Here is a 20,863-nt window from a genome sequence, read left to right on the forward strand (position 1 = left end):
AGCCATGCGAATCAATATTTCAGGCACCTCGCCTTACGAAGGGGTGGTGGGTTACAGCCGCGCTGTACGGGTCGGGCCATACATTCACGTGGCGGGCACAACCGCTACCGATGCCGGTGGGCAACTGGTCGGGCCAAACGACCCTTACACCCAGACCGTGCAGATTCTGCGCAACATCGAGACTGCCTTGAAAAAAGCTGGGGGTAGCCTCGAGCACGTGGTACGTACCCGCATTTATGTGGTCAATATCGAGCGCGACTGGCGGGAAGTGGGCCGCGCCCACGGGGAGTTCTTCGCTCAGATTCGCCCGGCCTCCACCATGCTCGAGGTGAGTCGCCTGGTTGAGCCCGAAATGTTGGTGGAGATCGAGGCAGATGCCATCGTACCGTGAAGATATGGTCTAGACGCTCCTGTGTTGTGGGTTTCAGGCCTATCAAGCGTCAGGGGCAAGCGCCAAAGGCAGTCTAATTCACTGCCGTGGGCTTTTTGCAATCAACTGCCAGCGCAACGTGTGTCGGACATCGGGCTGCTTTGAACGTGTAGAGTGTGTACCATGCGCTTGCTTTCCATCAATCTGGGTCGGCCAGAACTTTTACAAATTGCCCAGCAAACCACCACCACCGGTATTTATAAAAACCCGATCGAGACCGCGCAAGTATCCACTTTGGGACTATCCGGCGACCATGTAGCCGACCAGGAACACCACGGCGGCCCCGACCAGGCCGTGTATGTGTACAGCGCGGAGGATTACGACTGGTGGATGGAAAAGTTGGGCCAGGCCCTCGAGCCCGGCACTTTTGGCGAGAACCTGACCTTCTCAAGTTACGGCCAGGGGCCGGTGCGTATTGGCGACCGGTTCCGGGTCGGCCCGGTTTTGCTAGAGGTTTCCGCCCCCCGCATTCCCTGCGCCACGCTGGCCGCCCGCATGGGCGACCCCAACTTCGTCAAGAAATTTCGGCAGGCAGCTCGTCCGGGGTTTTATGCCCGGGTGCTCGAGGAGGGCCAAGTCCGGCACGGTCAATCCATCGAAAAAATAGCAGCCCCAGCCCAAAACGCAACGCTGCTGGAGGTCTTTGACCTCTGGTACGACAAAACCCCCGATGCTGCCCGGCTTCGCTGGATCCTGACCGCCCCGCTGGCAGAACGAGCCCGAGCTGTTTATGCCGAGCGGCTAAAATCAATTGAAGCGCTTTGACCTGGCTCGAGTTAGAGCGGCCTCCCACGAATAGTCGGGACGGCGGTTTTTGCCGTACCGACTACAATACGACGCACCGTGTGCCTCGTATTGGTGGGAAGCGCGATGGGTAAAACACTCCGCATCGCATGTGGAGTGTTTGTGGGAAACGCGATTACAATATGAATCCCTGCACAGACATTCCGACCGGCTACCAGAACATTCATCCACTAGCGTAAAAAACCAAAATCCATATTCTCGGAAACCGCCAGATTTTGCCAGCTCCAGCAACTTATCGCAGTCTTCACAGACGTGGCCACTTATCGAGGCGGCCAATGTTCTGTCCAGGACAAAGGATTCTTATACCGGATTCAAAAGGGCAGTTTGCTAAAAGCGAAAACCGCAGAGGTTCCCTTTTGAAATCAGTATAGGGCAGTCTGCGGTTGGATTCGAGGTATTGGGGATAGCAAACCCAGGTTAGTCGCATAGCGGCTATGGCCCAATGGCCACCCCCTCGCCTCCCATATTATGCTAGCGCTCGTCTCACCCTGGTGTATTTTTACGATTCGACAAAAAAATGCCGCCCCTCGGGCGGCATGTGAACATCACTTGCTTTCAGCTCTTGGCTCTGGGCAATTTATACCAGATTAGGTTGATTTGTTACCGAACGATGACGAATCAACCCGACCAAAGGAACGCTCTAGGACTCAAAAAGACAACTTATGGAGTCTTTGGTTTTGTAAACTGTCTTTTTGAATCCGGTATTATGCCTTGTCGGCCACCACCGAGACCTTGAGGGTCATGGGGACTTCGGGGTGGGGCTTGTAGGCCAGGGCATAGTCGCCTAGGTCTTTGATGGGTTTTTCCAGGGCCAGCTTCTTGGGGTCAATGGTGATCTGGTGCTGGGCCTCGAGGGCGGCGGCAATTTCGCGGCTGGTAACCGAGCCGTAAATCTTCTGGTCACCGGCCTTGACCTTGAGGGTCAGGGTGATGGGTTCCAAGAGCTCCCTCAGGCGCTCGGCCTCGGCCTTGCGCTCGGCGGCCTTTTTGGCCTGGGCACGAATTTTGGCTTCCAGGGTCTTGAGGTTGCTCTCGGTGGCCAGGGTAGCGATCCCCCGAGGCAGCAGGTAGTTGCGGGCATAGCCCGGTTTCACATTGACCACTGCCCCCACATCCCCCAGGTTCTCCATAGGTTCAAGCAGAATCACTTTCATCTTCCACTCTCCCTATTTCCGTACCAGCTTCTCGGTAAAGGGCAGCAAGCCCATCATGCGGGCCCGCTTGATGGTGCGGGCCAGCTTGCGCTGATCCTTGGCGTTGAGTCCGGTACGGCGACGAGGCAAAATCTTGCCGGTCTCGGACAGGAAACGCCTGAGGATATCTACGTTCTTAAAATCGTTGAGGTCAAAAGCCCCCACGGCTGCGGCTACTTTGGGCTTGCGGCCACGGCGCATACCGCGCTCACCCCGTTCACGGTCTTGGCGGTCGCCTTTGGGCCCCCGGTTGGACATCTTCTTGGTGCTCAAAACGGTAAATCCTCCTCAGGTGGGAAATCGTCTTCCAAGCCTTCATCAATATCTACCTTACCCGTACGGCCTTTGGCTGCGGTTGCAGCGCTTTGGGAACTGTTTCCACCTGTACTTTGTCCAGTTCCACGGGCAAGTCGCTCGAGGCGGGAAAGCTCCACACGGGTGGTGTATCGCCTTGTGCCGTCCTGAGCGGTCCAGGAGTCGTTCACCAAGCGTCCGATTAGGAACGCTCCGTCTCCTTTTTTGAGTTCTGCCGCAAACTCGGCCAGCTCGCGCCAGGCCTGAGCTTCCACATAGTGCACCTTTTCCTGTTCGCCCCCCTGGCGGGTGGTGAACTTTTCGTTCACGGCCAGCGAAAGACGGGTCACGGCGGTTCCCTGAGGGGTGTAGCGCAGTTCGGGGTCCCGGGTCAGGTTACCCACCAGCATCACGTGGTTGAGGCCGTCCTTGAGGCGCTCCTGTCCACGGGCATCGGTAACGGTCACCTGGCCCCGCTTGCCTTCCAGGCTCACAATCTCCATGCGGTCGGCGCGGATGTCCAGGCTGCTCTTTTTCTGACCGTCCTGCTCCCAGGCGCGGTACTCGAGCTTGCCATCCACAAAGAGCGCCATGCCCGCCTTCAGGGTGTCGCCCCAGAACTCTGCACTTTTACCCAGCAGCTTAACCCGGTGATACCAGGCAGGTTCGCGGGTCTGGCCCTGCTCATCGGTAACCACATCGTTGCCGGCCAGGTTGAGTTCCATCACGGCCAGCCCACCAGCAGTGTAGCGCAGTTCGGGGTCTTGGGTCAGGGTGCCTACGAGGGTAACGCGGTTGAGGCCTCGAGCCATATCAATCAGTCCTTTTTCGTTTTGGTCTTTGCTAGTCTACATCCGGCATTTTGCAGCGTGCCTTTAGCTTTTGGCTTTGGGCTACTTGCTTATAGCCTTTGAGTTCCGTTACGGTCTCTGGCCTCAGAACTCAGGTTGGGCCAAACAGCTTATTTCTTCTTCTTGCTGTTTCGCCATTCGGGACGGTCGCGGAGGATGGTCACACGACGTACATGATCGCGCAAGCGTAGTTCACGCTGCAGCGCGGCGTTGCTATCCCCAGCCATTTCCACGGTGTAGAAAAGCACGTTGCCTTCGGGGTCTTTCTGGATGGGATAGGCCAGGCGGCGGTTACCCCAGTCGTCTACGTTTTTGATCTGGGCACCGTGGCGCTCGAGGGCAGCCTTAATGATGTCTTTTTCCTGGGCCGCCTGAGCCCCGTCGAGGTTGGGGTTGAGAATCACATTGACTTCGTACTGCGGCATATTCACCTCCTTTCTGGTTTGGTCGTACCCGCTGGCGCAGCTTTACGCACAATACAGCTGGGCACAACACAATCTAGCGACCCTTTCGGGTCACGCAAGGTGAGAGTATATCAGATGAAGGCCAGTAGGGCCAATTAATCATCAGACATCACGTGCAACCCACCTCTTTAAGCCCCTAAACACGAAATCTCAAGACACCCCTGCGATGAGATAATGGCCCCTGGCTCGAACAGGGCCTTATTTCTCAAGGGGATTTTCGGTATCATGAAACGAGTTGCAAGCACCCAACAAGAAGTTTCTTATGCGAAAGAAGTCAGCCACAAAGCGTTCTCCCTCCACTTCCGTATCCAAAAAAGAGCTGGATCGGCGGCTCAAAGAAGCCACCATGCTCAAGCAAATTGTGGCTACTTCGGGGGCGCCTCTTGACCCACTAACCGTACTGAACGTTATTTGTAGCGAACTCACAGCCGTGGTAGGCGTACAGCACGCAGGGTTTGCCCGGCTCTCGGAGGACGGGCGCTACCTGACCATCGTTTCGGAATTTGGCGCAGGTCAGGCCCGCAACACCCATGACCGAATTTCACTCGAGGGCAACGAGATCACCCTGGAAGTCATGCGCGAACGCAAGCCGGTCTCGGTGCCCGACGCCCAGCACGACCCCCGCATGGGCGCCGGGCGCGAGGTAGCCAAGCGCTTTGGCGTGGTCTCGATGCTGCTGGTGCCCATTCTGGCCGGCGACCGGGTGCTGGGAACCCTGGGACTGGACAGTTACGAGCCCAGGGAGTTCAGCCTTGATGAAATTGAGATCGTAATGGCGGCCTCGAGGGCCGCCGCTCCCCTGCTGGAGAATGCCCAGCTCTTTGAGCAGCTTCGCAGCGAGCTGGCCGAGCGCAAGCGGGCCGAGTGGGAGCTCCGCCAGTCGCGTGCGCTGTATCAGGAACTGGTCAACTCGCTGGGCGGGATTGTATGGGAGGCAGAATTCCAGAAAGATACCCTGGTCTTCACCTTTGTGAGCCGCCAGGTCGAGCGGGTGCTGGGCTATCCGGTAGAGCGCTTTTTGGGCCCCCGCGAGGCAAGTGTGTGGCCCAGGGTGCTCTATCCGGTGGACTTCGAGATGGTTTCGCAGCGTTTGCGTAGCCTGTCGGTGGCCCTCGAGACCACCGAGGTCGAGTACCGCGCCTTCGACAAGGAGGGGCGCATGCACTGGTTCCAGGATAGGGTCAGTGCCATGCAGGAACCCGGCGGCGGGGTGCGCTTGCGCGGCCTGATTGTAGATGTAACCGAGCACAAACGGGCGGTTCGCCTCGAGCGCGACCGCAACCTGGCCCTGGAGATGATTGCCCGGGGAACCGAGCTCGAGGATATCCTTGGCGCCACGGTTGAGATGCTCAGTTCACAACTCCCCGAGGTAGGCTGCGCCATCCAGATTGCCAAAGGAGAAAATCTCAACACTGTGGCCAGCCACGGCCTGCCCGAGGTGGTAGTACGCTTCCTGCAAACCAGCCCCATCGGCCCTTTTGGGCACAACACCGCCCTGGGCGAAACTTCCGAAACGGATAACCTTGACCTGAAGAAAGACCTCCCCGCCGAAGTACAGCGAGCCCTGCTGGTAGCGGGGTATCGGTACGGCCTAACCCTGCCCATCCGCACCAAGGAAGGGGTACTGGGCGCCCTGAGCGTGCTCGGGCCCACCATCCTCGAGCCCGATAGCCGGGCCATCCACGCCACCGCCGACCTGGCTGCCATTGCGGTAGACCGGCAGGCGCTGATTGAGGAGCTGGAATACCAGGCCACCCACGATGCCCTGACCCGGCTGCCCAACCGGATGCTCTACCAGGAACGCCTGCAGCAAGCCATGAGCAGAGCACAGGAAAAAGACCGCCTGGTAGGGGTGATTTACATTGACCTCGATAGCTTCAAACAGGTCAACGATACCTTCAGCCACGCCACCGGCGACGAACTCTTGCGTAGCATCGCCCGCCAGCTCAGCCTCGCGGTGCGGCCTACCGACTCGGTAGCCCGCCTGGGCGGCGACGAGTTCGGGGTCATCCTGGCCGACCTCCCCTCGGTCGAAATGGCCGAGCGCCTGGCCGAAAAAATCGCCCAGGAAGTAAATGCCAGCGTGCGCATTGGCAACCGGGCCCTCGAGGTTACGGCTTCCATTGGCCTGGCCATCTACCCCCGTGACGGCAGCGACCCCGACACCCTCTACCGCCACGCCGACCGCGAAATGTACAAGGCCAAGGGGCAGGCTGTCGACAAAAGCTCAAGTTAGCCAGACGGCCCCGGGCATCCGGCCCCCGTTCAAAACCCAGGCTATTTCGCGCCCCAGCAAGGCCCCCACCACATTCCCGGTTCCGCTGTAGGCGCCAATGGCCCAAACGCCGGGCCGTACCTCCTCGGCAATGGGCAAGCCCGTGGCGGTATAGGCCACCGAGGCGGCCCAGCGATGGGTAATGGGGACCTGAATACCCAGTTGCCGAAGCAGTTGCTCCAGCCGGACCTGCACGGCCTCGCTGGGCGCTGCCTCCATGGTCCATTCGGCTTCTCCTCCCGCGTCGCGCATGCCACCCAGGGCGATGCGCCCATCGGGCAGCTGTTGCCAGTAGTCGTAGCCCCAGCGCCGATAGACCGGTCGGGGATAACGCCTATCCACCGGGGCGGTGGCCAGCATCTGCAAGCGGGCTGTGCGTACCCGGCCTTTCAGTTCAGGCAGCAATTGCTCGAGCCTGCCATCTACCGCTACCAGAACCTGCTCACAAAGAACCCGTCCCTGGGGGGTTTGTACCTCCTGGCCCCTAATGAGCAAGGCCGGGCTGTTTTCAAAGAGCCGGGCCCCTTTGTCCAGAGCCTGTCGAGCCAGCATTCGGCAACGCAGTAAGGGGTTAAGGGCTCCGTCGCTAGGAATCAACAACCCTCGCCCCTCCGGGCCTTCATAGGGCTCCGCTTGAAAGCCATCGGCCCGCAGGGCTTGTAGATGCAATGTGCAGTCTTCGAGCTCTTCCGCCGAAGCGGCTATTCGCAGCGAACCCACCTGCCGGATGGCCTGGGGGGTCTCGGTTTTCATGTGTTCGATCTGCTCGAGGGTGGCCTGGTAAAGGCGCCGGGCAAGGTCGCGTCCGTGATCGGATACGGTCTGGTGGTAAAACCTGGCAAGGCCCGCCAGCAAAAACCCCCCGTTGCGGCCTGCCGCACCCCCCGCCACCGAGCCCGCATCGAGTCCAATCACCTTTCGGCCCAGCCGCAGAAGTTCTAGCATGGCCGAAAGCCCCGACCCCCCCAGCCCTATCACGCATATTTCAGCCTCGTGCTGACCCTCCAGACCGGGCAATGCCTGCCAGTTTCCATCGTCCCAAACGGGGGTGTTCACGTCTCCAGCATAAGGCGCAAATAGCCGAAGCGAATAGCTGATAGCGCTACTCCACCAACAAGGAAGCTTCTTGCAGCTCAAAGGGAGGATGGCAAATCACCCAAGACCGAAAGACCACACGCCAGGAAAGAAGCATCGCACGGTGAATCTGAATGACCATACCGAACGAACCAGCATCCCGTAAGGAATCTGCGGCTCCTGAGCAATCTGGCTACCGTCGTGCTTTTACTATCGGCTTTTCTGGTGGAGGCGAAGGGATTTGAACCCCCGACCTTGTCCTTGCAAAGGACCTGCTCTCCCGCTGAGCTACGCCCCCAGGGGCCAAACAGCACCAAGGAGTATAGCAACGAACAGGGCTTCCGTAAAGGGTATTGCTCGGGTATACTTTTTTTTTGGGTGTGCCAAGCGCGGCCTGGGGTTAGGGAACGGTACCCAGGGCAAAAGCGCAGCCAGCACAAATCAACGCCCGCTCCAACCGTCCCGTTAGGAGAAAACATGGCTGCAAACGTAAGCATTAAGGAACTGCTCGAGGCCGGTGTGCACTTTGGCCACGAGACCAAGCGCTGGAATCCCAAGATGAAGCGCTACATCTACGCCGAGCGTAACGGCATTTTTATCATTGACCTGCAAAAAAGCATGGTCGAGCTCGAGCGCACCTTCAAGTACGTGCAAGACCTGGCCATGCGGGGGGCCACCATCCTTTACGTAGGCACCAAGAAGCAAGCCCAGGAGATTATTCAGCAGGAAGCCGACCGCGCCGGAATGCCCTATGTCAATCAGCGCTGGCTGGGTGGGATGCTCACCAACTTCCGCACCATCACCGCACAGGTCAACCGCCTCACCGAGCTCGAGGCCCTCTTCGCCTCGGAAGACATCAAAGAGCGGGTCAAGACCGAGCAGGTCAAGCTCCAACACGAGCTCGAGCGACTGCAAAAGAACCTGGGCGGCTTCCGCAAGCTGCGTCGCCTGCCCGACGCGATCTTTGTAGTTGATCCCACCAAGGAGGCCATTGCAGTCAAGGAAGCCCGCAAGCTGGGTATTCCCGTGATCGCCCTGGCCGACACTGACTCCGACCCCGACGTGTGCGACTTTATTGTGCCCGGTAACGACGACGCCATTCGCTCGATTCAGCTCATCGTGAGCCGCATGACCGATCTGATCGTCGAAGCCCGTGGTGGTGGGCGTGAAATTCCCGCTACCAGTACCGATGTGGACGCCACACCCGAAGCAGCAGAAGCATAAACCAGGCTCGGGTCAAGGGTTCCAGGCCCAGGGCAATAGCTATACCCAGAGCCCGGAATCCTGAGCCCAGAAGCCTCCAGAGGTGAAACCGATGACACAACTTGAGCAAATCAAGAAACTACGCGAACAAACCGGCGCTGGCATGTCCGACGTCAAGAAGGCTCTGGAAGATGCCGGCTGGGACATGGAAAAGGCCACCACGCTGCTGCGCGAGCGCGGTGCCCTCAAGGCCGCCAAGAAAGCCGACCGCGAGGCCCGCGAGGGCATTATTGGCTCGTACATTCACCACAATCTGCGCGTGGGGGTGATGGTCGAGCTCAACTCCGAGACCGACTTCGTGGCCCGCAACGAGGAGTTCCAGCGTCTGGCCAAGGACATCGCCATGCACATCGCCATGGCCAACCCCCGCTACGTGAGCGTCGAGGAGGTTTCGCAAGAAGACCTCGAAAAGGAAAAGGCCATCTATATCCAGCAGCTCCTCAACGAAGGAAAGCCGCAAAACATCGCCGAGAAAGCCGCCGAAGGCCGTCTTAAGAAGTTCTACGAAGAGACGGTTCTTCTGGAGCAACCTTTTGTAAAGGACGAGAAGGTCAAGGTGGGCGAACTCATCAAGGCAGCCGTTGCCAAGATAGGCGAAAATATTCAGGTCAAACGCTTTGCCCGATTCGAAGTCGGAGCGTGATGGATGCTTTGCAAGGGTCGAGAGTCCAGAGGCTTTCGGCCCTTTACTTTTTGGCTTGCTCGTAAAACATTCAAAAAAATATGAATAGCGGCGAAGGGGGCCAGATGAAATACAAGCGTGTTCTGCTCAAACTATCGGGTGAATTTATGAGCGGCAATGGCTTTGGTATCCAGCCTGAAGCCACCAAGGCACTAGCGCATGAAGTGGCGAAGGCCCATCGGCTTGGCGTGCAGGTTGCAATTGTGGTGGGTGGGGGAAATTTCTGGCGGGGTGCGCGGCAGGGCGTGGGCATGGATCGGGCCAGCGCAGACTATATTGGCATGCTAGCCACCATCATGAATGCCCTGGCCTTGCAGGATGCCCTCGAGTTCATCGGCGTACCCACCCGCGTTCAAACGGCCCTGACCATCCAGCAAGTCGCCGAACCCTACATTCGCCGCCGGGCCATACGGCACCTGGAAAAGGGCCGGGTGGTGATCTTTGGTGGCGGCACCGGCAACCCCTACGTGACCACCGACACCGCTGCGGCTCTGCGTGGCCTGGAAATGAACGTGGACGCAGTATTGATGGCCAAAAACAAGGTGGATGGGGTGTACAGCGACGACCCACGCAAAAACCCCGCTGCAATCAAGTACGACGATCTCACCTACCACCAGGCCCTGGTAGAAGGCTTGCAGGTGATGGATGCTACCGCCATGGCCTTGTGTCAGGAGCAAAATATGCCCATCGTGGTTTTTGATATGTTTACGGAGGGCAATCTGGAGAAAATTATCAAAGGGGAACGTGTGGGCACCCTGGTGCATAGCTAGGGCTACGGGAAGGTCAAGTACCACAGCCTACAGGCCCGCTGCCCCGCAACCTTTGAGCAATTTAGGGGTAAGCTATCCAGGATTAAGGAGGCAATCATGCTCAAAGACCTCTACGCCGAAGCCAAGAATCACATGCAGAAATCGTTGGAAGCCCTCGAGCACCACCTGGCCACCATGCGAACCGGAAGGGCCAATCCCGCCATTCTGAACAACATCAAAGTCGAATACTACGGCTCCGCCATGCCCCTGAACCAGGTGGGTACTGTCTCCTCACCCGATCCGCGCACTCTGGTGGTGCAATCCTGGGATCCGGGCATGCTCAAAGAAATCGAGAAAGCTATCCGCGACTCCGATCTGGGCCTAAACCCCACCAACAAGGGCGATGCCCTTTTCATCAACATTCCAGCCCTGACCGAAGAGCGTCGCAAAGATCTGGTCAAAGCAGTCAAACACTACGCCGAAGAAGCTAAAATTGCTGTTCGTAACGCCCGGCGCGAAGCCCTCGACAAAGCCAAGAAGATGGAGAAGGAAAAACACCTCTCCGAAGACGACATCAAGCGCGCCGAGGCCGAAATCCAGAAGATCACCGACGATTTTATCCACAAGATTGACGAGGCTTTGCACAAGAAGGAGCAAGAAATCCTGGGTGGCTAGAGCGCTCTGCGCCTTTTAGCTGGCCTTACGTCCAAGAACAATCTCGGGGTCAGGGACGAGTCTCTTCATGATGCAGCAAAGGCCCCAACGGCCAGGCGCGTTCGACCCTGGCCCTGGTTATTCTTAGAGCAGCACTCACAAATACCCGTTACGGCGGGGTTTGCTGTGCGGGGTACATTCCCCACCACAGAGTACCGTCTTTTGAGCCCACCTGAGGGCAACTTAGCGCATCAACTGCTGGATGATGCCCTGGAAAACCTGCGCGCGCCGCTCCACGCTCAGGCTACCCAGGTCGCCACTCACGAAGCTCGCCTTGCCCTTGCCGTAAGCGCTGGACTCGGCCACTGGGCGCTGTCCCTGGTTGTTGCTAATAAGCATCAGCCGCCCGCCCTGCTCCACATACGCCCGAAGCATTTTGCGGTGGGGCTCGGGCCAGTTGTCGCTCCAGTTAGCGGGCAAGACCCAGATAACCAGTGCGAAATCGTCTACCTTGTCGGCTCCGGGCCGCTGCTCGGGTTTGATCTGCATCACCTCGGTGCGAAAGCCCAGGCTATCCAGGGCCCGCCTGGCCCCATCTGCACCGGTGGTCTCGACGATTAGCAGCGCGGTTTTTTCCCCTGGCTGTGGGTTGCTGGCAGAGGGCTGCCCAGGCTGGGGTTGGCTGGTCTGGGGAGGTTGCGGGGCCGGTGGGGGGGAAGGTGGGCTGGGTTGAGTAGCTTGCGCGTTGTCGGGTTGCTTGGGGCGCAGTATAGCCAGTGCTTCTCCCAGGCGAATGAGCCCCCGGCCACTGCCAGCAACCTGGAGGTTTTGTGCCGAGCTGAGCAGAGCCTGCCGCACTTGCTCGGCCTTGAAGCCACCCGACATGAGTAAGGCAGCGCTGCCGGCAGCAATGGCAGTACTCACCGAAGTGCCGCTCATGGCCATGTAACGCCCGCCGGGAATGGTGGAGAGCACATCCACGCCGGGGGCGACCAGGTCGGGTTTATTCAGCACCACATTGTAGGGCGCGCCCCAGCGCACCTCGCCCCGGCTGCTGAAGCCCGCGACCTGGTTGGACGGGTTCGTGGCCCCAATGCCGAGCACATCGGGCATGTTGCCCGGCGAGGCAGTGCTGCTACCCGAGTTTCCTATCGCAAAGACCGGCAGCACCCCCATCTGTTTCATGCGTTCGATGGCGGCAGCAAACTCTGTCCAGGTGCCTTCCATACCCAGCGACATCGAGACCACCTGCACGTTTTGCTCGAGCACCCAGTCCAGCCCACCCAATACCTGCGCCAGGGTGCCATAGCCATCGGGCAGCACCAGTGCCGAAACCAGGCGGGCCTCGGGGGCTACCCCGACATTATTGCCCACCAAAAGCCCGGCGGTATGGGTTCCGTGAAGGGAGGAGTCGTAGGGCTCACTGGGGCGGGGGGTGCCATCGGGGCTGACCACCGCAAAGGCTGCAACTTTGCCGCGCAAATCCGGGTGGGAGGCATCCACGCCGGTATCCAGGTGTCCAATGCGAATCCCCTGACCGCGCAGACCGCTGGCCCACAGACCGGGTGCCCCGATGTGCTGTAAAGCCCAGTTGCTACCGCTGTTTACCGGAGCCGAGAGGGCCGAAGCCACCGGCTGGGTCATCCGAACTGCCCGGTTGGTGTAGACCCGTCGCACGCCCGGCATCTGCATCAGGCGCTCTACCTGCGACTCAGGTACACGCACCAGAAAGCTCTGGCTGGCCCAGAACCCTCCGGCAGCCTTAATTTTGAGGCGGCCCTGCATCTGACCGAGGTGGGCCTTGAGCAATCGCATCAGTTCGGCCCGGGCCTGCCCGCGGGGTAGTTGCGGCCCATCAAGTTCAACAATTACTTCCACCGTGCGCGATTGGGCCAGGGAAAAAGGTGCCAGCGAGATGAGCCACAACAGGGCGAGTAGAAAGCGGAGCATCATGGCTACAGGCTAGGCGGCGGCCCGTGGCCCTGATTGAGCGAAATCTAAAGAAATCTTGGGATTGGGGTTGAGCGTTGCTTAAGGTGGGCCCGCCAATATTCGAAACGCTCGAGCCGAAGAGTTTGCTCCACAGGCCAATCCCCTGTCGCAGGTCAAAAGTCAGGGACATTGGAGTCGCTGAGAAGCGCCCCAGCACAGCGCATTATTCCGGGCCTTGCTCAGTACTACCCCAACCCTCCCCAGGCCGTAGGGAAAAGGGGAAAAAGTTAGGGGTAACCACAGATGGAAACCGTGGAAGTGTATACGTGTCTGTATAGCTATGGACTTAGGCAGGCAGCAAGAATGTTCCCTGTGGCGCGAACTGAACCTTGACCCTCTCGCCGCGACCCGGGAGCTCTGGGGCGTCGCCGGCCACCACCCCCTCGAGACGCCCCACCGGGGTATCCACGCTAAATTCGGTGGAGGAACCCAGGAAGGAGACATGGTGTATGGTGCCGTCCAGGCCATCGCCGCTCAGGTGTACCTTTAGGGCCTCGGGACGCACCATGACGGTCACTTTACCCGAGATGCCTTCTTGCTGGTAAGGCTGCTGGTAGCCCGCCACCTGAATGTGTCCGGCGCTGTAGTGCCCTTCGAAGAAATTAGCCCGCCCGATGAAGTCGGCGGCGAAGCGGCTAACGGGCCTGGTGTAGAGGGTGCGTGGGTCACCCTGCTGTTCGATGACCCCTTTGTTCATCAGCACCACCAGGTCGGAGATGGCCATGGCCTCTTCCTGGTCGTGGGTTACGTAGAGTGAGGTAATGCCCAGCTCCTGTTGCAGATCGCGGATTTCCTCGCGAACCCTTTTGCGCAGTTTGGCATCGAGGTTCGAGAGCGGTTCGTCGAAGAGCAGTACCCGCGGCTGCATCACCAGTGAGCGGGCCAGGGCCACGCGCTGCTGCTGCCCCCCCGAAAGCGCAGCTACCGGGCGTTCCTCCAGGCCGGTCAGGCCCACCTGTTGCACCACCTCGGCTACCCGTTCGCGGATTTCCTGCTTGGGGCGGCGGGTCACCTCGAGGCCATAGGCAATGTTCTGATACACATTCATGTGGGGAAAAAGGGCGTAGCTCTGAAACATCATGGTGATGTCGCGCAGATAGGCCGGTAGCCGGGTTACGTCCTCCCCGCCAAATAAAATCCGTCCCTCGGTGGGGCGCTCGAGGCCCGCAACCATGCGCAGGATGGTGGTTTTGCCACAGCCCGAAGGGCCCAGCAGGGTGATGAGCTTGCCTGCCGGTAGCTCCAGGTCTACTTTTTCGACCGCCGTGACCTTGCCAAATTTCTTAACGATGCCCTCGAGCTTGACCGATACCGCTTGTTGCTTTCCGGTGTGGGTTGCCGATACCGTTTGTTGCATAGTGACCTCATACTGCGGCTTCCAGGGAGGTGCCGCGTCCCAGCCGCCGCGAGACGGCAAACAGAATTAAAATGACCGTGAGCAGCCCTAGAATCATCACCGTGGCCATGGCTGCGCCCCGACCCAGATCGCCCTGTTCTATCCAGCGCAGCATGAGCACCGTAGCCAGGGCGTTTCCAGGGCTAATCAGGAAGATAATCTGGCTTATGGCGGTCATGCCGCGGACAAACGCAAATACCAGCCCAGCCAGAAGTTGCGGTATAAGCAGAGGGATCAAGACTCGGCGCAATGTGGTACTGGAAGGGGCCCGCAGCAGGGTGGAGGCCTCCTCGAGGCTCTTGTCTATCTGCGAAAGCCCCGAAATAACCCCCCGCACTGCCGCCGGCATGTTGCGAAAGACCAGCGCCAGCACGATGATGATGCCGGTGCCGGTGAGGAGCCAGGGGCCGGTGTTGAAGGCCAGGATGTAGGCCACCCCCATCACCGTGCCGGGGGTGGCAAAGGAGAGCATCGAACCGACCTCCAACAGCCCCCGTCCCCAGAACTGCTGCCTCGAGACCAGATAAGCAATCAAAAAACCCACCAGGGTAGCAATGATGGCGCTGATAAAGGCCAGTTGGGCGGTCTTGAGCAGCACCGGCAAGCCCAGGTTGGTCAGGTCGACGTAGTGCTTGAAGGTAAAGCTGTTGTTGATGCCCCAGATCTGCACAAAAGAGCCAAAGAAAATGGAGAAGTACAGCAGCACCACCGCCAGCCCCCACAGGGCCAGGATGGTTTGCAGGGTGCGCTCGAGCCAGACCGGCAAGGGTGAGAAGTTGCCCGCCCCTGGCTTGCCGGTGACCGTGACGAACGAGGTGTTGCCCAGCCAAAGCCGCTGCAAGCCAAATATGACGAGCACCAGGCACAAGAGCACGGCGCCGTAAACGGCGGCCTCGTTGGGGTCATAACGCCCGGTCAGGGCCAGGAACACCTCGGTAGACAGGAAGTTGCGGTCGCCGCCCAGCAGCATGGGGTTGCCGAAGTCGGCCAGCGACTCGATGATGGTGAGCAAGAAGGCCGCAGCCAGGCCAGGGCGCAGCAAGGGCCAGGTAATGTCGCGGAAGGTTTGCCAGGGGTGGGCCCGCAGGGTGGTTGAGGCCTCCTCGAGGGCCGGGTTAAGCCCCTGCACCGAACCACGCAGAATCAAAAAAGCTACCGGTGTGAAGGCGAAGACCTGCGCAATGGCCACCCCGTTGATGCCAAACAGAAAGCTGGTCTTGAGCCCCAACAGGTCGCTGGTGATGATTCCGCTGCGCCCAAGCCAGTAGATGAGGGCAAAAGCAAACACAAACGGGGGGGTAATCAGGGGCAGCAAGCTTACCACCCCCAGGCTTCGCCGTACCCAGACCGCCCTCGAGCGCTGCTCCAGGAGCGCAAACACCAGCCCCAGGGCAGTGGTGATGGGAGCCACGATCAGCGCCAGGTAAAGACTGGTGGGGAAAGCCCCGCCGCCAAAAATTCCCGCCCCGATAATCCAGCCCAGCACCAAACCCACGCCCAGTCCGGTCAGGACTCGAGGCCCACGCAGACCCCCGCGTGCCGCCAACCCGGCCCCCAGGAGCCCCAACCCCAGGGTGGTCAGGTTCACCAGCAGTTGTTCGGAGTGGTCGGTGTAGGGGTTTTCAATACTGATGAAGAGGGGCGAGGTGAGAACGCTTTGAATCTTGTTCAGGGTGAAGACCCCCTTGACCAGCACCGACTCACGCAGCACGGTAAAGAGCGGGTAAGCGATGAACAGCAGCACGAACAGCGAACATACCAGGATGCTGCTGGTCACGAAGGGGTCGTTTTGGATGATGCCCGACTCGCTCAATCCGATACCCACCATCACCAGCAGGGCAGTCAACACAAGAAGTGCGCCCACCCCGAATGGCACCGAGGTGGAGACCAGCCAGCCCACCCCAACCAGGAACCCCGCCCCTCCCAGCCCCACCAGGGCGTAGCCGCGCTGTACCAGGGGCAGATGCAGCAGGCTCGATAGGGTCAGCACTGCCACCACCGCCAGCAGTACCCCACCCAGCCAGGGTGCTTGGTTCAACACCAGGAGCTTGCTATCGAACTCGAGCAAACTGCGGTCGGTGCGCCCCCAGGGCAGCACCAGCAGGCTTACCAGAGCGACCAAGCCTGCCATCCAGGCCGGTGAGCGTCCACTGGCAATGCCCTTGAGACTCGTTTTTCCAATCACCGCCATGCGGGCCCCCCTCATCAAGAACTCGAGCCTACTCGTGGAATCGGCTCGAGTTCCACATCTTTTATCTTTTGCCTTTTTACCGCCAAACCCCACTTAGAGGATTGGCTACCGTGCTTCCAACAAAGGGTTATGCTGTCTGAAGCATGTTCCTGACTATCAAGTGGCTCAGCGCCGGGGCAGCGGGAAGACTTCCCGGGTCCACCTGGTAATCAGCCGGGTGCGCAGGTCGGGGTCGCCGTATTTCTTGGCATCGTAGTTGATCAACTTGAAGTCCTTGGGGTTGGGAATGCCCTCAATCAGAGGGGTCTTGGTGTTGGAAGGCAACGAGAAGATGCCAGCCCGAAAGCCGACCTGCTGACCCGCAGGTGAGACCGCCCAGTCCATGAAAGCTTGTCCGTTGGCTTTGTTCTTAGCCCCACGAACCAGGCTCAGACCGCCAATCTCGTAGCCGGTGCCCTCGCAAGGGGCCACAATCTCGATGGGGAAACCTTGTTTCTTGAACTCCACCAGGTCGTGCATGAACTGAATCCCGATGCCAATCTCACCCCGGCCCAGGGCAATGCGCGGAGCCACACCCGAACGGGTGTACTCGGCCACGTTGCGGTGGTAGCTGCGCATCAGGTTGAAGGCTTCTTCCTCGCCAAAGATTTGGACCAAGGTGGCGATCAGGGTATAGGCCGTGCCAGAGGTGTTGGGGTTGGAAACCTGAATCAGACCGCGGTACGCCGGGTTGGCCAGATCTTTCCAGCAACGTGGGATGGGTGCGCCCCGGTCTTGTAGCACCTTGGGGTTGATGCCAAAGCCCAGAATTCCCTGGTAGAGCGGGATGTAGGTGGTGCCGATGGCCGCCTTCATGGTGGGCGAAAGGTCGTTGTAGGCCTTAACCCGGTACCACTCGGTTATGGCATCCTTGAAGGCTTCGTAGTGGGGGTCGCCCGTGCCGCCGAACCATACATCGAAGGTGGGGTTGGCTTGCTCGGCCCGCAGGCGGGCCAGGGCCTCGTTGGTGGAGACACTAACGATTCGCACGTCGATGCCGGTGGCCTGCTTGAAGGCCGGGCCCAGGGCCTCGCACCAGTTCTGGGTGACGCTACATATTACGTTGACAACCCGCTGCTGAGCCAAGCCCGTACTCATGGTCAGGACAAGAGCCGCAAAAAACCACCAGCGGACATTCCGCTTCCACATAGCCATATTTGAGCCTCCTCGGCTGAATCATACGGCTTGCTAGAAAAATGTCAAGATTCAAGTGCCCCACACGACAGATTGGGACAGTTGCATGAACTGGGTACTGGGTTGTTTCTAGCAGCTTGCCATAAGCCGAAAGCCCATAGCCGAAGGCCCAAAGCAAAAAATCGCCAACACAGGGTCAACCGCTAATGGATAGGTGGTTCCGGGATCGAAAACAGAGTCAAGAAAGTAGCTATTCAGCAAATGAGTGGGGGCTAACGAACTTGTAGCCAGCCTGGGCCAACCCGTACAATTTTGACCCACCCAGGGGTCGAAATTGCTAGACTTTAGGGGTTATTGGGCCTATACTTCCAGCAGATTGAATGGTCAGGGGAACGTCAAGTGTTAGAAGCCCTGGGTGGTCTGGCGTTGTTGGTGAAGGGTCTATCGTTCCTTTCCCAGGCCCTGGCGGTGGTGGTGGGCGGGCCTGCCCGGCGGGTCTTGACCTGGGCTACGGCGCGCTCGAGGCGGGCCTGGCTGGCCGGAACCCTGGTGGGTGCCCTGACCCTTAACAGTACTGCCCTGAGTCTGACCGCCATTGGGCTGGCCGAGTCGGGCATCGCCAGCTTTGGCTCGGCGTTGGTGCTGGGTCTGGCGGCCAAAGGGGGGGCTACGGTGGCCCTGCTTTTGGCCGCGACCCCCATCAACGCGATGGCCCTGCCCATCGTGGGACTGGGTTTTCTGGTCTCGTTGTACAAGCGAACCCAGGTCTGGGGCGAAGTGGTTTTAGGGCTGGGGATGCTGCTCTTGGGTATTTCCCTGATGGTACAGGGGCTTTTGCCCATCACCGAGTCCGAACTTTTTGGCTTGATTCGTGAAAATCTGGAATCTTCGCCGCTTGGATTGTGGTTGCTGGGTTTTGCCCTAGCCTCGCTACTGGGTTCGGCCAATGCGGTGGCGGCCCTGGCCCTGGCTCTGGCGACCTCGAGTGCCCTGAGCCTTTCTGCAGCCCTGCTGCTGACCCTGGGGGGTGGCGCCGGGTCGGGGATGATTCTGCTCCTGTCAACCTGGAATAACACGCCCACTGCCCGCCGAATTGCCACCGCCCACCTGGGCTGGAAGATCCTGCTTTCCATTCCATTTATGCTGTTTCTACCGGCCTTTACCCGCTTCAGCAGCGAGCTAGCCCAGCAGGTGGGACTTGGCCCCTCGGCGGCGGTGGCCCAGGGGCATCTGCTTTATCACGTGCTGGCCTCACTCCTGGTCTTGCTGCTGGTGCGCCCCCTCGAGCGCCTCATGCGCCGGGTGATCCCCGATACGGAGTACCACATCAGCCCCAAGTACATCTCCGAGGAGGCCCTGAAGTCGCGCGAGCTGGCCTCCAGCCTGGCTTTGCGCGAGGTAGGCCGCATTGGCGACCAGCTCTCGGAGATGCTCACCGAGACAGTGAAAATCCTGGCCCGTGGCAATGGCGATGCTGCCGACGTGGCCCGGCGCGAGGAAAAGGTAGACCAGTTGGCCCGTGCAATTGTGCTCTATCTGAGCGACCTTTCGGCCCGACACCCTGGCGACTCGCCCTTGATGCTCATGATGGCGGCCAGCGAGATTGAGCACATGGGCGATCAGGTGCGGCGGATGTTACGCAAGCAGGACAAGCTCTACGCCCAGAACCTCGAGTTCTCCGAGGAGGGCCGCACCGAGCTGGCCGACGCCGCCGGGAAAGTGCTGGAGCGGTTGCGCCTCTCCCTGGCAGCCCTGGCCACCCGCAACGAGGCCCTGGCATCGCAGGTCATTGCCGAGCGTATGCACCTAGAAAGCCTTCTGACCGAGCTACGCCGCTCCCACCTGCGACGCCTTGAAAAAGGTCGTATCGAAAGCCGGGCTACTACCCTCGCGCACCTCGATCTGTTGATCGTGCTGGATGAGCTAGACCAGGGCATCACCCGCCTGGCCTCGCTTTCCCTGGACTTGCACCGTCCCTTGGCAAGCGCTTAGCCCACGCCATGCGCTGCCCCCCTCGCTTTTTGGCGTAAAACCGCCCGTTGCGCTAAAGTAGGCCCAATGATTCGCTACGACGTGCTGATTGTGGGTGCGGGGATTATCGGAGCGGCCTGTGCGTATCGTTTGGCCGAGCGGGGTTTGAAGGTGGGGTTGCTCGAGCAGGCCCCCACACCAGCGGTGGGCTCCACAGGCAAAAGTGCAGCAGGGGTGCGGGTACAGTTTACCGAGACTACCAACATCCTGCTCTCCTGGCACTCTATTCAGGAGTACCGGGCCATGCCCGAGGCGGCCTACCGGCCCATCGGTTATCTGTTTTTGGTGCCGGATAGCCTGTGGGAATCACACCTGAAGGGCGTAGAGCTGCAGCAAAGCCTGGGCGTGCCAGTGGAGGTGCGGGGCCTGGAGGGGGCCCAGGAGTGGTTCGACTTTCTACCCACGGCGGAGGGCCTGGAGCCCATCCTGGGGGCAACCTTTGGCCCTGCCGACGGCATCGTAGACCCGCATGGTATCTGCATGGAGTATCTGCGCCGTGCCCGAACGCTCGGTGCGAAGGTATATACCGAAACCGAGTTCCTGGCTGCAGAGCCGGTGGGCCTTGAGTGGAGGGTCGAGACCTCCAGGGGTTCCTTCCAGACCTCGTTTGTGCTCAATGCGGCCGGTGCCTGGGCGGGTGAGGTGGGGCGACGGGCGGGGTTGTCTATCCCTGTGGAACCGGCACGGCGTATGGTTTTCTGTACAGCTCCTATTCCGTACCCCAATTGGCATCCCCTGACCATAGACCTCTCGAGCGGTTTCTGGTTCCGCCCCGAGCACGACCGGCTGATTTTTGGCCGCAGCAACCTCGAGGATGTGGGCTTCCAGGAGGGCATGGACTGGAGCTGGCTCGAGCCCACCCTGGCAGTCGGCCTGGCGCGCTTTCCCTGGCTGGAGCGGCTCCAGCTCGATCAAAAAGCCAGTTGGTGGGGCTACTACGAGGTTACCCCCGATCATAACCCCATTCTGGGCCGGATGCCGGGGGCGGAGGGCTGGGTCAATGCCTGCGGCTTCTCCGGTCACGGCGTGCAGCAGGCCGCCATGGTAGGCCGACTGATGGCCGAGGAAATTGCCGATGGACGGGCGCATAGCCTGGACATCAACCCACTTCGCTACGAGCGTTTTGCCCTGACCCGAAAGCTGGCGGAGAAAAACATCGTCTGAAAGTCTCTGCGCTAAGAGCCCTTGCCAACCCGCACGGCTTGCGCGTACACTTGGCTTTGGTAGGTGAGCCATGAATGACCGTATTGTTCTCATGACCTGGTTCCGCGCCTGAGGCGCTGACCCCAACCCGACCCGCATTCATAACGCCAAAAGCGTTTATAACGGCGGCCTCCGGGCCGCCGA

The 20,863-nt window shown here is 59.8% G+C and carries 18 protein-coding genes and 1 tRNA gene; 9 read left to right on the forward strand and 10 right to left on the reverse strand.

What is annotated here, in order from left to right; genetic code table 11:
* Nucleotides 1-4 precede the first annotated feature (4 nt).
* Nucleotides 5-391, forward strand: coding sequence for a RidA family protein (locus tag Mhypo_RS05415; RefSeq protein WP_119340287.1), 387 nt, complete (start codon nt 5-7; stop codon nt 389-391).
* A gap of 162 nt (nt 392-553) precedes the next feature.
* Nucleotides 554-1,195, forward strand: coding sequence for an MOSC domain-containing protein (locus tag Mhypo_RS05420; RefSeq protein ID WP_119340288.1), 642 nt, complete (start codon nt 554-556; stop codon nt 1,193-1,195).
* 743 nt (nt 1,196-1,938) lie between these two features.
* Here the strand turns inward: Mhypo_RS05420 and rplI are convergent.
* The 4 genes from rplI to rpsF form a co-directional block, all read right to left on the reverse strand.
* Nucleotides 1,939-2,388: a 50S ribosomal protein L9 gene (gene rplI / locus Mhypo_RS05425; RefSeq protein WP_119340289.1), complete on the reverse strand. Its 450-nt coding sequence runs from the start codon at nt 2,386-2,388 to the stop codon at nt 1,939-1,941.
* A gap of 12 nt (nt 2,389-2,400) precedes the next feature.
* On the reverse strand, nt 2,401-2,628 hold the full coding sequence (gene rpsR, locus Mhypo_RS05430; protein ID WP_119340320.1) for a 30S ribosomal protein S18: 228 nt from the start codon (nt 2,626-2,628) through the stop codon (nt 2,401-2,403).
* Nucleotides 2,629-2,696: 68 nt separating this feature from the next.
* Nucleotides 2,697-3,533 carry a single-stranded DNA-binding protein gene (locus Mhypo_RS18725; protein ID WP_119340290.1) on the reverse strand — a complete coding sequence of 279 codons (837 nt, stop codon included), beginning with the start codon at nt 3,531-3,533 and terminating at the stop codon, nt 2,697-2,699.
* Nucleotides 3,534-3,682: 149 nt separating this feature from the next.
* The gene (gene rpsF / locus Mhypo_RS05440; RefSeq protein ID WP_119340291.1) at nt 3,683-3,997 is read right to left on the reverse strand and encodes a 30S ribosomal protein S6; all 315 of its coding nucleotides are present in this window, start codon (nt 3,995-3,997) and stop codon (nt 3,683-3,685) included.
* A 301-nt stretch (nt 3,998-4,298) separates the two neighbouring features.
* Here rpsF and Mhypo_RS05445 point away from each other — a divergent pair, with 301 nt between their 5' ends.
* Complete coding sequence (locus Mhypo_RS05445; protein WP_147075292.1) at nt 4,299-6,272, forward strand: diguanylate cyclase domain-containing protein; 1,974 nt, start codon at nt 4,299-4,301, stop codon at nt 6,270-6,272.
* Here Mhypo_RS05445 and Mhypo_RS05450 read toward each other — a convergent pair.
* Together Mhypo_RS05450 and Mhypo_RS05455 are read right to left on the reverse strand one after the other, a co-directional pair.
* The gene (locus tag Mhypo_RS05450) at nt 6,264-7,367 is read right to left on the reverse strand and encodes an NAD(P)/FAD-dependent oxidoreductase (RefSeq protein ID WP_119340293.1); all 1,104 of its coding nucleotides are present in this window, start codon (nt 7,365-7,367) and stop codon (nt 6,264-6,266) included. The two genes, Mhypo_RS05445 and Mhypo_RS05450, sit on opposite strands and share 9 nt — an antisense overlap.
* Nucleotides 7,368-7,608: 241 nt before the next feature.
* Nucleotides 7,609-7,683, reverse strand: a tRNA-Ala gene (locus Mhypo_RS05455).
* A 179-nt stretch (nt 7,684-7,862) separates the two neighbouring features.
* Here Mhypo_RS05455 and rpsB point away from each other — a divergent pair.
* The 4 genes from rpsB (at nt 7,863) to frr (ending at nt 10,754) form a co-directional block, all read left to right on the forward strand.
* Nucleotides 7,863-8,609 (forward strand): 30S ribosomal protein S2, encoded by a 747-nt coding sequence (rpsB, locus tag Mhypo_RS05460; RefSeq protein ID WP_119340294.1) that lies wholly within the window; start codon nt 7,863-7,865, stop codon nt 8,607-8,609.
* 91 nt (nt 8,610-8,700) lie between these two features.
* Nucleotides 8,701-9,291, forward strand: coding sequence for a translation elongation factor Ts (gene tsf / locus Mhypo_RS05465; protein WP_119340295.1), 591 nt, complete (start codon nt 8,701-8,703; stop codon nt 9,289-9,291).
* A 104-nt stretch (nt 9,292-9,395) separates the two neighbouring features.
* Nucleotides 9,396-10,100, forward strand: a complete 705-nt coding sequence (gene pyrH / locus Mhypo_RS05470) for a UMP kinase (RefSeq protein WP_119340321.1) — start codon at nt 9,396-9,398, stop codon at nt 10,098-10,100.
* Nucleotides 10,101-10,193: 93 nt separating this feature from the next.
* Nucleotides 10,194-10,754: a ribosome recycling factor gene (gene frr / locus Mhypo_RS05475; RefSeq protein WP_170148220.1), complete on the forward strand. Its 561-nt coding sequence runs from the start codon at nt 10,194-10,196 to the stop codon at nt 10,752-10,754.
* A 222-nt stretch (nt 10,755-10,976) separates the two neighbouring features.
* Here the strand turns inward: frr and Mhypo_RS05480 are convergent, their stop codons facing one another.
* The 4 genes from Mhypo_RS05480 to Mhypo_RS05495 form a co-directional block, all read right to left on the reverse strand.
* Nucleotides 10,977-12,686, reverse strand: a complete 1,710-nt coding sequence (locus tag Mhypo_RS05480; RefSeq protein ID WP_240637127.1) for a S8 family peptidase — start codon at nt 12,684-12,686, stop codon at nt 10,977-10,979.
* Nucleotides 12,687-13,011: 325 nt separating this feature from the next.
* The gene (locus Mhypo_RS05485; RefSeq protein ID WP_119340297.1) at nt 13,012-14,082 is read right to left on the reverse strand and encodes an ABC transporter ATP-binding protein; all 1,071 of its coding nucleotides are present in this window, start codon (nt 14,080-14,082) and stop codon (nt 13,012-13,014) included.
* A gap of 7 nt (nt 14,083-14,089) precedes the next feature.
* Nucleotides 14,090-16,312 carry an ABC transporter permease gene (locus tag Mhypo_RS05490; RefSeq protein ID WP_119340298.1) on the reverse strand — a complete coding sequence of 741 codons (2,223 nt, stop codon included), beginning with the start codon at nt 16,310-16,312 and terminating at the stop codon, nt 14,090-14,092.
* Nucleotides 16,313-16,477: 165 nt separating this feature from the next.
* Nucleotides 16,478-17,506, reverse strand: coding sequence for an ABC transporter substrate-binding protein (locus tag Mhypo_RS05495; protein WP_119340299.1), 1,029 nt, complete (start codon nt 17,504-17,506; stop codon nt 16,478-16,480).
* A 378-nt stretch (nt 17,507-17,884) separates the two neighbouring features.
* Between Mhypo_RS05495 and Mhypo_RS05500 the strand changes: the two genes are divergently transcribed.
* Both Mhypo_RS05500 and Mhypo_RS05505 read left to right on the forward strand, forming a co-directional pair.
* Complete coding sequence (locus tag Mhypo_RS05500) at nt 17,885-19,477, forward strand: Na/Pi cotransporter family protein (protein WP_119340300.1); 1,593 nt, start codon at nt 17,885-17,887, stop codon at nt 19,475-19,477.
* Nucleotides 19,478-19,543: 66 nt separating this feature from the next.
* Complete coding sequence (locus Mhypo_RS05505; RefSeq protein ID WP_119340301.1) at nt 19,544-20,680, forward strand: NAD(P)/FAD-dependent oxidoreductase; 1,137 nt, start codon at nt 19,544-19,546, stop codon at nt 20,678-20,680.
* Nucleotides 20,681-20,863 lie beyond the last annotated feature (183 nt).

It is taken from the genome of Meiothermus hypogaeus (assembly GCF_003574035.1).
GTDB lineage: Bacteria > Deinococcota > Deinococci > Deinococcales > Thermaceae > Meiothermus > Meiothermus hypogaeus.

Coding starts and splice junctions, on each gene's coding strand:
- rpsF (WP_119340291.1), bottom strand. CDS start 3,997: ATGCCGCAGTACGAAGTCAATGTGATTCTCAACCCCAACCTCGACGGG.
- rpsB (WP_119340294.1), top strand. CDS start 7,863: ATGGCTGCAAACGTAAGCATTAAGGAACTGCTCGAGGCCGGTGTGCAC.
- Mhypo_RS18725 (WP_119340290.1), bottom strand. CDS start 3,533: ATGGCTCGAGGCCTCAACCGCGTTACCCTCGTAGGCACCCTGACCCAA.
- Mhypo_RS05415 (WP_119340287.1), top strand. CDS start 5: ATGCGAATCAATATTTCAGGCACCTCGCCTTACGAAGGGGTGGTGGGT.
- Mhypo_RS05495 (WP_119340299.1), bottom strand. CDS start 17,506: ATGGCTATGTGGAAGCGGAATGTCCGCTGGTGGTTTTTTGCGGCTCTT.
- Mhypo_RS05490 (WP_119340298.1), bottom strand. CDS start 16,312: ATGGCGGTGATTGGAAAAACGAGTCTCAAGGGCATTGCCAGTGGACGC.
- Mhypo_RS05485 (WP_119340297.1), bottom strand. CDS start 14,082: ATGCAACAAACGGTATCGGCAACCCACACCGGAAAGCAACAAGCGGTA.
- Mhypo_RS05420 (WP_119340288.1), top strand. CDS start 554: ATGCGCTTGCTTTCCATCAATCTGGGTCGGCCAGAACTTTTACAAATT.
- Mhypo_RS05480 (WP_240637127.1), bottom strand. CDS start 12,686: ATGATGCTCCGCTTTCTACTCGCCCTGTTGTGGCTCATCTCGCTGGCA.
- Mhypo_RS05505 (WP_119340301.1), top strand. CDS start 19,544: ATGATTCGCTACGACGTGCTGATTGTGGGTGCGGGGATTATCGGAGCG.
- Mhypo_RS05445 (WP_147075292.1), top strand. CDS start 4,299: ATGCGAAAGAAGTCAGCCACAAAGCGTTCTCCCTCCACTTCCGTATCC.
- pyrH (WP_119340321.1), top strand. CDS start 9,396: ATGAAATACAAGCGTGTTCTGCTCAAACTATCGGGTGAATTTATGAGC.
- tsf (WP_119340295.1), top strand. CDS start 8,701: ATGACACAACTTGAGCAAATCAAGAAACTACGCGAACAAACCGGCGCT.
- rplI (WP_119340289.1), bottom strand. CDS start 2,388: ATGAAAGTGATTCTGCTTGAACCTATGGAGAACCTGGGGGATGTGGGG.
- rpsR (WP_119340320.1), bottom strand. CDS start 2,628: ATGCGCCGTGGCCGCAAGCCCAAAGTAGCCGCAGCCGTGGGGGCTTTT.